9 protein-coding genes and 1 pseudogene are annotated in these 10,758 nt (G+C 48.0%); 5 read left to right on the top strand and 5 right to left on the bottom strand.

All coding sequences use genetic code 11. The annotated features are described in order from the left end of the window. Positions 1-225: 225 nt before the first annotated feature. The 5 genes and pseudogenes from trpA to smc form a co-directional block, all read right to left on the bottom strand. Positions 226-1,020, bottom strand: coding sequence for a tryptophan synthase subunit alpha (trpA, locus tag J0895_RS00175; RefSeq protein WP_207086133.1), 795 nt, complete (start codon positions 1,018-1,020; stop codon positions 226-228). A 135-nt stretch (positions 1,021-1,155) separates the two neighbouring features. Then, positions 1,156-1,482: a DUF3007 family protein gene (locus tag J0895_RS00180; RefSeq protein ID WP_207086134.1), complete on the bottom strand. Its 327-nt coding sequence runs from the start codon at positions 1,480-1,482 to the stop codon at positions 1,156-1,158. A 113-nt stretch (positions 1,483-1,595) separates the two neighbouring features. Beyond that, positions 1,596-1,829, bottom strand: a complete 234-nt coding sequence (gene ndhL / locus J0895_RS00185) for an NAD(P)H-quinone oxidoreductase subunit L (RefSeq protein WP_207086140.1) — start codon at positions 1,827-1,829, stop codon at positions 1,596-1,598. Positions 1,830-2,172: 343 nt separating this feature from the next. Next, positions 2,173-3,195 carry a PRC-barrel domain-containing protein gene (locus tag J0895_RS00190; RefSeq protein WP_207086135.1) on the bottom strand — a complete coding sequence of 341 codons (1,023 nt, stop codon included), beginning with the start codon at positions 3,193-3,195 and terminating at the stop codon, positions 2,173-2,175. A gap of 51 nt (positions 3,196-3,246) precedes the next feature. Beyond that, a pseudogene (gene smc / locus J0895_RS00195) lies at positions 3,247-6,990 on the bottom strand (chromosome segregation protein SMC). 392 nt (positions 6,991-7,382) lie between these two features. Here smc and J0895_RS00200 point away from each other — a divergent pair. The 5 genes from J0895_RS00200 (at position 7,383) to J0895_RS25530 (ending at position 10,541) form a co-directional block, all read left to right on the top strand. After that, positions 7,383-7,706 carry a restriction endonuclease fold toxin gene (locus tag J0895_RS00200; protein ID WP_207086136.1) on the top strand — a complete coding sequence of 108 codons (324 nt, stop codon included), beginning with the start codon at positions 7,383-7,385 and terminating at the stop codon, positions 7,704-7,706. Then, the gene (locus J0895_RS00205) at positions 7,707-8,096 is read left to right on the top strand and encodes a hypothetical protein (RefSeq protein ID WP_207086137.1); all 390 of its coding nucleotides are present in this window, start codon (positions 7,707-7,709) and stop codon (positions 8,094-8,096) included. Between the two features lie 57 nt (positions 8,097-8,153). Next, the gene (locus J0895_RS00210) at positions 8,154-8,804 is read left to right on the top strand and encodes a restriction endonuclease subunit R (protein ID WP_207086138.1); all 651 of its coding nucleotides are present in this window, start codon (positions 8,154-8,156) and stop codon (positions 8,802-8,804) included. A gap of 250 nt (positions 8,805-9,054) precedes the next feature. Next, entirely contained in the window at positions 9,055-10,083 is a 1,029-nt protein-coding gene (locus J0895_RS00215; protein ID WP_207086139.1) for a TIGR00341 family protein, read from the top strand. Positions 10,084-10,397: 314 nt separating this feature from the next. Next, the gene (locus J0895_RS25530) at positions 10,398-10,541 is read left to right on the top strand and encodes a hypothetical protein (protein ID WP_242540936.1); all 144 of its coding nucleotides are present in this window, start codon (positions 10,398-10,400) and stop codon (positions 10,539-10,541) included. Positions 10,542-10,758: the final 217 nt, after the last annotated feature.

Below are 10,758 nucleotides of genomic sequence, written 5' to 3' on the forward strand. Positions count from 1 at the left end.
CCTGACCCCGTAAGCGTTACACCTCAAGGGTTTGCGGCCTTATTTCCTAAGTTGAAACTAAAAAAAGAAACCACCCCGTCCCTTCGGGACACCCCTCCAAGGGAGGGGAATAAGCCCCAAAATTCCCCTCCTTTGGAGGGGGGCCCCGAAGGGGCGGGGTGGTAAATCCCCTCCCCAAGACACAGGGGAGGGGACCGGAGGGTGTTGTTTGGAGGGGAGGATTTTTTAGGAAATCGCCTGTTTCAGACTGTGGCAAAAATCGCCGACGGCTGCTAATCCTTCTTCTGGGGTTCCTTCGGCTAATCGTTTGACAAAGGCACTCCCGACAATGACGGCATCTGCACCCCAGTCTTTTACCTGCTGCGCCATTTCTGGGGTGGAAATGCCAAATCCGACCCCGATGGGTTTATCGGTGAGTTGGCGCATTTCGGCCAGAATATCTTCGACGCGAGATTGAACTTGGGACCGCATCCCGGTAACGCCGGTAACGCTGACGAGGTAAATAAATCCTCTGGACTGACGGGCGATCGCTTCAATGCGGGCTTTTGGGCTAGTGGGGGCGACTAATAACACCACCTCAATCCCCCGGTCATCAGCTTTTTTGAGGATGTCCTCTGACTCTTCTAAGGGCAAATCCGGGACAACTAAGCCTCGGACTCCAGCATCGGCGGCATTTTTGAGGAAAGTGTCCACACCCTGTTTGAGAATCGGGTTGTAGTAGGTGAACAAAATGATGGGCGATCGCAAAGTTGGCGTTACTGCCTTGACGGTTTCTAATACAGCTTCCAAGCGCGTACCCCGTTGCAGTGCACGAGTTGCGGCAGCTTGAATTACGGGTCCATCAGCCAGGGGGTCTGAGTAAGGAACCCCTAATTCAATTAAATCCGCTCCCTTGCTATCTAACAGTTGCAAGGCTTTAGCGGTGGTCTGCAAATCTGGATCCCCTGCGGTGATAAACGGGATCAAAGCACACTGCTGGCGATCGCGCAGGGACGCAAAGCACTGGGAAACCGATGTCATTTTATAACTTACCTAGCTTGGATAGATTAACTAGCGTATCATCTGCCCGGGGCTTTAACTTATCAAATCCTCTGTGGCGCTAACTTTAGGGGGTCCACCCGGATAACGACTTCAGTCGTTTCTTCCTATTTTCCCCTAGTCTTGCGCCTTCAGTTTCTCCGCCTCATTTTCCGCTTCTATCTCCGCTTGAATTTTAGCCAATTCTTCCGGGGTCAATTCTTCTAAGCGCTTTTGCAGAACCGCCGTTTTATAATCTTCAACCTGTTGATGATAGGTCATATCTCCATTAACGGCGCGGAATAAATAGCTGAGTAACCATCCCACTAACCCACCGACTAATAAAACTTGACTCCAAATTCCGGCAGTAATACTATCTAATCCGGCTCCCTGGAATCCTAGATAGACTAACCCTCCGGCCAGGAAAACACCCAAGCCAATTCCTAATACATCAATTCTTCGCATAATTGCGTGATTTTTATCTAAATTTTATGAATAATCCTAGGACGAAGAAATCGAGAATCAACTCAGTGCTAGAGGGTTCTAACTGTTGATTTCTCAATCCCTTCATTCCTGTTTTAAATGTTAATTTCCCGGCGCTTGGGTCGAAAGTTCAAAAAGGGAGCAAGGACTAACATTCCTGGGAAAAAGAAAAACACTAAGAAATACAGAAAGGCCCGTTCAAAAGAGCTGGCGACATACCACCGCTTTTGTAACCAGAAATAGAGGGCTAAGGGGACAACAAACAGGTAAATTCCGCCTAAAATCACATACAACAGTAAGGCAATAGTCGTGTCGTTGAGAATCGGCATGATGGCAATGATGAGGGTTTTACAATAACGCGGCGCGATCGCCTTAATGCTTGGCACTGGCTCAACTCGGCCACCTCCATATTGTAGCTTGCTAGGGTCTCCAGGTACTAATTCCTCCACCTATTGAGAGGACAACCCCTCAAGGGGTAGCCCTGTCAATGTGTATTTATAGTAGGGGCGCAATGCGCAGGCCCCTACAAGAAACAACGATTTTACTCGTGACTTGGCGATCGCGAGTCACGCACCATTGGAGGCTCTGCCTCCTCATCCCTATCAGGCGCTTAAGCCGCAGAAGGCCCATGTCATGGCAGAGCCATGACACGAGAAGGCACGAGAAGGGGGGTTAATAACCGCCTGGTTCTTCCTCATATTCCGGCGCTTTGGTTTTCTCCGGGATATTAATCCGAGGTGGGTTGTAGGACTTATCATCTTCTTGAGCCCAGGCATCGGATTCTACATCACTGTATTCAGAATCCTCAGCATATTCCGGTTCTTCATACACCTGAGCGGTGCTATAGCTGGGTTCCTCGTAAGCCTCGTCATAGCGCTCGTTGTAATCCATATCGTAGCGATCCTGGGCTGAGGCTTCGCTCCAGTTACCTTCTTCTTCTAAATCATCTTCGTAGTAAATCGGCGCTGACTGAGCTTGGCGTAACGGTTCCACAACGGGTTGTTGCCAGGATTCATCCTCATCCCAGACTTCTTCCACCACCCGAGAGGGCGATCGCAGGGGTTCCGGAGCCGGAACAGCCATCCCCGTCGGCAGTTGATTTTCCGGTCGCGCTGTGGGCATAATCAGAGCCTCTTCTTCTCGCGCCCAAGGGGGTTCGCCAATGCCTAAACGCTCTAAGAATCCCACCGTCAACTGAGACAACCGTTCTTCAGCCCCTTCAAACACGATCAGGCGATTAGGTCCACTACTGACAATCTCCTCAACGGGAAGTTCGTAGGTACTAATCACTTGATCCGGGATTTGCGGCAATCCCAAAGATGCAATCACCAGAGATACCAATTCCCCCGTGGCGAGGTCAAATTTGAACCCTCTAGCGCGTCCCAACAGTTCGCCGGTTTCGGTAATCACTTCGCTGTTGATTACCCGGCTGTAGGCATCTACGTCAATATCCTCGATGACATCTTCATCTTCAACCAAGATCACATCGCCAATCTGTTCAATGCTCCTGAGAAACATGAATCGGGGCATTCCGGCGACTGAGAGGAGATTATCTCGCAGACCCAAGGCTACAACCTGTCGGCGGTCAATGTCTACCAACAGTTCTTTGACGACCCCCAGGCGCAGGCCGGTGTCGCGGGTGATCACTTGAGTATTTAACAAGTCGGAGCGCAGACGGATGGTATCAGATGTCATTCTTAATTGAATCCTAATAGCGAATTCTCTTTAATATTACGGTCTATAAAATCATACTGCCGAAGTCTTTGGCTCAATTTGTAGCCCAATGACTTGGGTATAGGCTCCCCGGGCTTGGGTTACGCCAATCACCCGCTCGGCTAGTTTGAGCATGGGAGTTTTGTGACTGACGACGATAAACTGAGCCACGTCAGCTTGCTGTTTTATTATTTTAGCCAATCGTTCCACATTTGCCCCATCTAAGAACATATCCACTTCGTCAAAGGCGTAAAACGGTGATGGACGATACCGTTGCAGGGAAAAGATAAAGCTCAGGGCGGTGAGGGATTTTTCCCCCCCAGACATGGAGGCTAATCGTTGCACCGGCTTACCTTTGGGGTGGGCGACTAGGCTCAAGCCGCTACTAAAGGGGTCTTCGGTGTCGTCAAGTTGCAGATAGCCATCGCCGTCTGAGAGTTCGGCGAAGATGATTTGAAAGTTCTCATTGACGGCATCGAAGGCTTCTTTAAAGGCACGGAGTCTCAGGGTAGTGAAGTTTTCAATCCGCAATAGAATTTCGGTGCGTTCCCCTTCTAAGGTGGCGAGTTTTTGGCTGAGTTCCTCAAGTCGGGCTTGGGTGCGATCGTACTCCTCTAAGGCCAACATATTCACGGGTTCCATTGCTTCAATCCGTTTTTGCAACGATCGCACTTCTTTTTGCAACTCCTGCAATACGGTCGCCAAACGCTTCTCCATCGCTTCGGGAACCGGCGGTTGTGGGTCGGGTAATTCCGCTTCCCGTTGTCGCAATTCTTGTTGCATCTTCACCAGTTGTTCCCGGCGTCCCTGCTGGGTTTCATGGAGTTTTTGCAGTTGCCATTCCAGTTGCTAGCGGTTTAAATGCAACTCCCGCAAGCGCGCTTCGGCTTGGTCCCGGACGGTTTTTTCTTCCCCGAGTTTGGACTCAATTTCCGCCAAAGCAGCCTGAGTTTGAGCCATTTCCTGACCCAAACTGGTGAGTTGACTCTGCAACTTGGCAATTGTCTCAGTCCCGGCAATCTCCTGTTGGCGTAATTGAGCTAACTCCTTTTGTCCGTCTTGAATTTTCTCCTCTAACCGCTGATACTGACTGCCTAAATCCTGTTGCCGCAACTGCGCTGCACTTAGGGATTGTTCCCATTCCTGTAGCTGACTTTCCAGTTCCCGGACTTGGGACTGGATTTGTTGCCATTCGCTATTGGTTCCAGATTCTTCCATACCGGAGAGTTCTAACCGCCACCGTTCTAGCTGCACTTCTTGATCTGGTAAGTCTGCGGCTAGGGTTTGCAGTTGGGTGGTTGCCGTTTCCAATTCTTGGGAGTTTTTGGTTAATTGTTGCTCTAATTGGGCGATCGCCCCAGTTAAACTATTAATCTCTTTCTCTAACTGTTCCGATTTAAGCTGCAATTCCCGCTGTTGCTGCTTGGCTTCCACCAATTGCGCCGATCGCTGTTTCACTGTTTCCCCAGCGGTGGCGACTGCACTCGTACAACGCTCTAAAATCGCCTCAATTTCCTGGAGTCGATTTTGCAGCGCCGTCACTTCCCCAGACTCTGTATTCCCTCCAGTCCCAAACCGCAAGGAGGACCGATGGGGCGCACTTCCCCCAGTCATGGCCCCAGTGCTTTCTAATAAATCCCCATCTAAGGTGACAATCCGCGCTTGTCCCAGGTAAGCGCGAGCTAAATTAGTATTTTCAAAGACGACGGTATTGCCAAAAATATAGGCAAAAATCTGAAGATAAGGGCGATCGCATTCAATCAAATTCACCGCATAATCCACAAACCCCGGGGCATTTCGCAAGGCTTCAATGGGCGAAAATCGCGAGGGTCTAATTTTATTTAAAGGTAAAAACGTCGCCCGTCCTGCCCGTTTTTGCTTCAACAGTTCGATCGCCGCTGCAGCTACTCCATCATCCTCCACCACCAAATAGCCCAATCGTCCACCCGCAGCAGTTTCCAAGGCCATTTGATAAGTGGGTTCCACTCGTCCCAGTTGCGCCACCAACCCACAGACTCCCGGTAACCCCGTCTGTAAAATCACTTTACTCGCCCCAGTCCCGCTGGCTTCTTGCTGGGCTTGACTTTGGGCTTCCAACTTGTCCAAACGCCGTTGTTTGTCCCGTTGTTCTTCCAACAGTCGTTTCTGCGTTTCCTGCTGCACTTGCAAGTCTTGTTCCAAGGCAGAGACAGTTTGCGCCAGGGATTGCACCTGTTGCACTGCTAACTGATGCCGTTGTTCGATATCTGTGCGCGCAAATTGTTGGTTCATCAAGTCCTGGCGGGAGGTTTCCAGGGACTCCTGTTGTTCGGCGATTTTCTGCTCAAGCTGTCCCCGGCGTTCGGTTAAGCGGGCTTGTTCCGTGCGCTGGGGGTCGAGATTTTTTTGCAGGGTTTCGATTTGGCGGTGGAGGTTGGTTTGTTGCTGCACCCATTCCTCCGATGCCGAGGCGATCGCACTCGCCTGTTCCCGTTTTTGGTTCAACAGGGTTTGAGTGCCATCCCGGTTTTCCTGCACTGAAACAATTACATTTTTTTCTAATTCCCGGTCCTCGGCCAACTTTTGCAAGGCTTGTTGCAATTCCTTGACATCTTGCTCAGTTTGTGCTAATTCAGCGAGGGTTTGTTGGCGGTTGGCTGATTGTTCCCCTTGGCGGTTTTGCAGTTGGCGATGTTCCGCGTCTTGGGTGGCGAGGGTCGATTGCAGGGCGATCAGTTCCTCTTCCCCAAGGGCTTTAACGCGATTGTTGAGTTCTTCGAGGCGGGTGCTCGCTTGTTGGATCTCACCGCTGATGGTGGTAATTTGGTCGCCCAGTTCGGTAACTTGGCGATCGCCCCCTTCAATTTGCTCCCGCAGTTTCCACTCTTGTTGCTTCAACTGTCGCCATTCCAAAACCGCCGCTAGTTGTTCTTTTTCATGCAACTCAGCGCGAAGTTTTTGATACTGTTCGGCCTTAGTTCGGTCTTTGGAGAGGCGCTCAAGCTGGACTTTTAGCTCATTTTCAACGATGCGACAGCGGTCTTCCCGTTCCTTGACTTCATCTAATTTCGTTTTAGCTTGCACGATTTTCCGGTCAAAGGCTGCCACTCCGGCGAGTTCATCAATAATTTCCCGGCGTTCCTTGCCATTCATGGAGATAATGGCGGTAACGTCCCCTTGGAGCACCACGTTATAGCCTTCGGGGTAAATCCGCAGGCGGTTAATTTGTTCGTGCAATTGGGTGAGGGTGCAGGATTCCCCATTCATGTAGTAGGTGGAGGTGTAGGTGCCGCCTTTGGTGACGCGCAACCGACGGGTGATACTCCATTCGCGATCGGCAGTTGCGGCAAGGGTTTCGGCAGCCGAGGGTTGCGATGCTGCGGCGCCATTGCCATTTTCGGAGTGGGATTCGGGGGATTGGGGGGCGATCGCCTCGCTTTCTTCCCCCTGTAAACTCTTTTGACGTTCTACCGGGAATTCATCATGTGAAGCGGTTGCCGGTGCATTGGGGATATCAATTAACCCAAACGAATCCCCCAAATCAAACGTTACCGTCACACTCGCCTCAACGGTGCCACGACTGCGCGACTGATTGTGGTTCACTAAATCGGGCAACCGTTCCGCCCGCATTCCTTTAGAAGTCGAGATGCCCAGACAGAAGAGGAGGGCATCAAGAATATTAGATTTCCCCGAACCGTTAGGACCTGAAACCACAGTAAACCCTGGCAAGACAGGAATGCTCGTCGTGCCTCCAAAGGATTTAAAGTTGCTCATTTCCAGGCGCGTGATATGAACCATATCGGTTAGAGGGCTACAGAATTGCCCCTTGGGGGTGTTGACTTCTTAATCTAGTTTAGCGATTCTTCACAGATTAGCACGAACAAAACCAGGGAGGAAAGGGGGTTGAAACCGGACTACATCGGTGGAAAGGGGGAAAGATTGGCATCTATCTGGAGGGGGAGATGGAGGGCGAGGCCCTCTGGGGCTTTGGCGTTCCAAGTGGTACCTGCGCGGGGTCAGAGGAATCTGTAGGGGGCGTCAGAGGGTTAATTTAATCCCCCTTTCGGTTGGGATACCTCATAATTATTGATCAGGACTATAGCGACTCTAACTCATTCGTGTAGAGTCAATGGCTTTAGACTGGCTATAGAGTACATAATTGTTAGGGAGGGAGGGAGGATACTTAGCTAGTGTCGGAGCAACCCGGAAAAGAGTATGAGCAACAGGTACGAGAATTGACTCGGGGAGAATCGCAGATTTTAGACGGGAGAGAATTTGATAGCGTAACTGATGAAGCATTGATTCAGGCTAAAAATTATCAAAGCGCAGTACAAAGACCCCACAACTTCCTCGGCAAGAAAACTCGCGCTCAAATCAACGCAACAATTCGCTTGGCCCAAAAGTTAGGAAAGCGGGCAGAATTTTGGTTTAAACAAGAGCCTCATATCAAGGTAAGAGCATATATTGAAGACAAAGAAGGAATTATTGTAGTTTGGGAAAAGGAGACTGAATAAATGGCTTATTTTTATTCGTTGCGGGGTTGGTTGGAACTCGAAATAGAACAGTTTGAACAGGCAATTTTTTTAGTAAAGTCGCTACAAACAAGTCATGAACAAGATCCAAAAACTGGACTATATTTACAGGGTTGGTGTTGGGGCGAATCCCCGGTGAATTGGACTCGTTATTTATTTTATGGTGCCGATGTCACCGCAGAAGGTTTAGAGTTGTTCGAGGATACCTTATTCAAACTGCGGGAAATGGATTTGAACCTGTCAGGGTTTTTTCAGGCTCAGGGGGAAGACGGTGAGAAAAAAATTATTTATGAGGTGATTGACAGTGAAGTATTTGTCCAGGAGGAAGTATTTGTCCAGGAGAAAAGCCGTATTTTGATGGGAGTTCAGTAAGGAAAGAAAAGGCGATAAAGACAGTTTAAGTTTAATTCAATTCAAGAGGAGAACTCAATGGCACTTACATTAGATGCAACAAATTTGGTGTTAAGAGATGTACAGCGATTGTTGAAACTGCAAAGACGGTTTAATGATTCTTTTACCTCATTGTTATCTTTGCAGCCTGTGACAGAATTGGAACAGAAGACTTTGGCAGAAGTTCGTCAAACTTTTGAAAGTTACTATGAAGCGGGTAAAATTTTAGAGGGACAAATTCAATTTTTATTCATTGCTCCATTAATGTGGCTCTCTGGATTTCACCATCCTCAGATTAAAATTAGCCTGGAAGTGGGAATCGCTGATATTGACATTGAAGATGCTGAGACCAAAATTAAGGGGCGGATGGATATTTTAGCGGCTACTCGGAGTCGAACGGAGGCAACGGTTACCGCTTTATGGGTCCTGTTAATTGAATCGAAAAATAGCAGTATTGATGCTTCAGAAGGGTTAGCACAGTTACTCACTTATGCTTACACCGGATTAACCCATCAAGATTCGGTTTGGGGCGTCACCACCAATGGGATGGATTATCAATTCGTCTGGGTTCAAAAAGGTGAACCTCCCACTTATCAACTCTTTCCCAAGCTGAGTTTACTCTATCCAGAACAGTCTATTCAGTTGTTGCAGGTGATGAAGGCAATTTGTCAGCAGCATCTTGACGCTTGATGTTGGGACAAGGTCCTGGGGTGTTTTTCATTTCATTTCCTTGACTGTTGAGAGGGTTTTAAATGATAAAACAGTTACTTTTTCTTGAGGCTACAGGAGGCAGAGCCTCTAATTAGGCATTACTAGGCAGAGCCTAGTAACGAGAGTTCCGAGATTTATCTCTACCTATAGGGTCAGGTCATGGGCTGTCTATTTATGCTAAGTTGAAGTTAAATTTTGCTCCGATAATATTGATTAAGTTAGTGATTAAATGAGTCTAAGGCAAATTGAATTATTTTTACCCAAAGAGAGTGCTGACAAAGTAGAAGAATTGCTGCAAGAGCAATCGATTGAGGCGATTTGGCAGAGTCCGATTTCTGAAGAGAAGACTTTGGTTAAAATTATCCTGTCTTCTCAACAAGCAGAAGAGGCGATCGATACACTATCTTCTCATTTCTCCTCCCTTGAGGATTTTCGGATTATTCTGCTGCCGGTTAGTGCCTATTTAACTCATCCCTCGGAGTCTGAATCATCGGATGAAGAGGATAACAACCCCTTGCCCGAGGTGGAATTAGACCCGGAAAGCTCTCGGTTAAATCGGCAAGAACTTCAGCAACAAATTGACCGGGATTTAGATTTGAATCTTCAGCATATTGTCATGCTGTTAATTTCGGCAATTATTGCAGTGATCGGCTTGTTACGAGATGATTCGACTATCATTATTGGGGCGATGGTGATTGCGCCTTTATTGGGTCCGAATATGGGGTTATCTCTAGCAACGACTTTGGGAGATATGCCCCTGGCTAAAAAAGCATTACAAATTGGGGCATTTGGAATTTCTCTAGCCCTAGCTTTATCTTTAATGATTGGGTTTTTTATTCCCATTAATCTGGATATTCCCGAAATTGCTTTAAGAACTCGGGTCCGTTGGTCCGATGTTTTGTTGGCATTTGCGTCGGGAATTGCCGGTGCATTGTCGTTTACTTCCGGGACAATTCGTGGACTGGTGGGGGTGATGGTTTCTGTTGCTTTACTGCCGCCTTTAGTAACGTTTGGGATGTTGCTGGGTTCGGGACGTTGGGAACCGGCAGTGGGGGCGATGTTACTGTTTTTTACAAATTTAGTTTGTTTGAATTTAGCCGGGGTTTTGACCTTTTCTCTGCAAAATATTCGTCCAGGGGAATGGTGGCTGGCTTCTAAAGCTGAAAAAGCAACCAATGCAGCTTATTTTATCTGGTTTGGTTTGTTATTTGTGGTGATTACGAGCATTGTTTTTTGGAGAAGAACTCATTGGGTTTAACACTGTGTAACTCGGTAAAATTAGGGAGAAAATAGAGAGTTACAGTTTCTGTAATTTATCTTTGTAGTCTGGATTACAAATTAAGTTTTGTTGTTCACCGAGTTGCCAAGTTACTGAGTCTTGTAGAATAAAACTATCTTCATCCAGACAAACATTAGAAAATCTTGCACCTGATGTTTGAAAAGTTTTAAGGAAATTAACCCTGTATTCTATTCAGGAGGAAATTCTCTGGTTATGTGAAGCGGCACAAGTTCCGGTGATTTGGGCAACCCAAAACTGGGATTCCCTCTCGGGCTGAAATTACCGATGCAGCAATGGCAGAACAGGCGGAATCCGTGATGCTGAATAAAGGGCCGTTTATTTTGGAGGCAGTGCAGATTTTAGATGATGTGTTGATGCGGATGCAGGCGCATCAGTCGAAAAAGACGCCTCAACTACGGGCGTTGCGATCGCGGTAAGGGTCCCTCTTCTGTAAAGTAGCCCTCAGTTAATTGAGGAATGGGGCCATGAACAGACTGAAAACCTCTGCTGATCCGGGTGTAACTTCCTGCCTCGGGTCAGTTTTTTGCTGAAAATCCAAAAAAAAACGCCCACTGGGTGAGTGGGCGTTGCCATCAGGGTGCATCTACTCCATTTAATATAGCAGTGAGGGGTGATACCCCGCAAGTAGATTTA

This window comes from Phormidium pseudopriestleyi FRX01 (assembly GCF_017313335.1).
Classification (GTDB): Bacteria; Cyanobacteriota; Cyanobacteriia; order Cyanobacteriales; family Laspinemataceae; genus Laspinema; species Laspinema pseudopriestleyi.

Coding starts and splice junctions, on each gene's coding strand:
- trpA (WP_207086133.1), bottom strand. CDS start 1,020: ATGACATCGGTTTCCCAGTGCTTTGCGTCCCTGCGCGATCGCCAGCAG.
- J0895_RS00180 (WP_207086134.1), bottom strand. CDS start 1,482: ATGCGAAGAATTGATGTATTAGGAATTGGCTTGGGTGTTTTCCTGGCC.
- ndhL (WP_207086140.1), bottom strand. CDS start 1,829: ATGCCGATTCTCAACGACACGACTATTGCCTTACTGTTGTATGTGATT.
- J0895_RS00190 (WP_207086135.1), bottom strand. CDS start 3,195: ATGACATCTGATACCATCCGTCTGCGCTCCGACTTGTTAAATACTCAA.
- J0895_RS00205 (WP_207086137.1), top strand. CDS start 7,707: ATGGCTTATTTTTATTCGTTGCGGGGTTGGTTGGAACTCGAAATAGAA.
- J0895_RS00210 (WP_207086138.1), top strand. CDS start 8,154: ATGGCACTTACATTAGATGCAACAAATTTGGTGTTAAGAGATGTACAG.
- J0895_RS00215 (WP_207086139.1), top strand. CDS start 9,055: ATGAGTCTAAGGCAAATTGAATTATTTTTACCCAAAGAGAGTGCTGAC.
- J0895_RS25530 (WP_242540936.1), top strand. CDS start 10,398: ATGGCAGAACAGGCGGAATCCGTGATGCTGAATAAAGGGCCGTTTATT.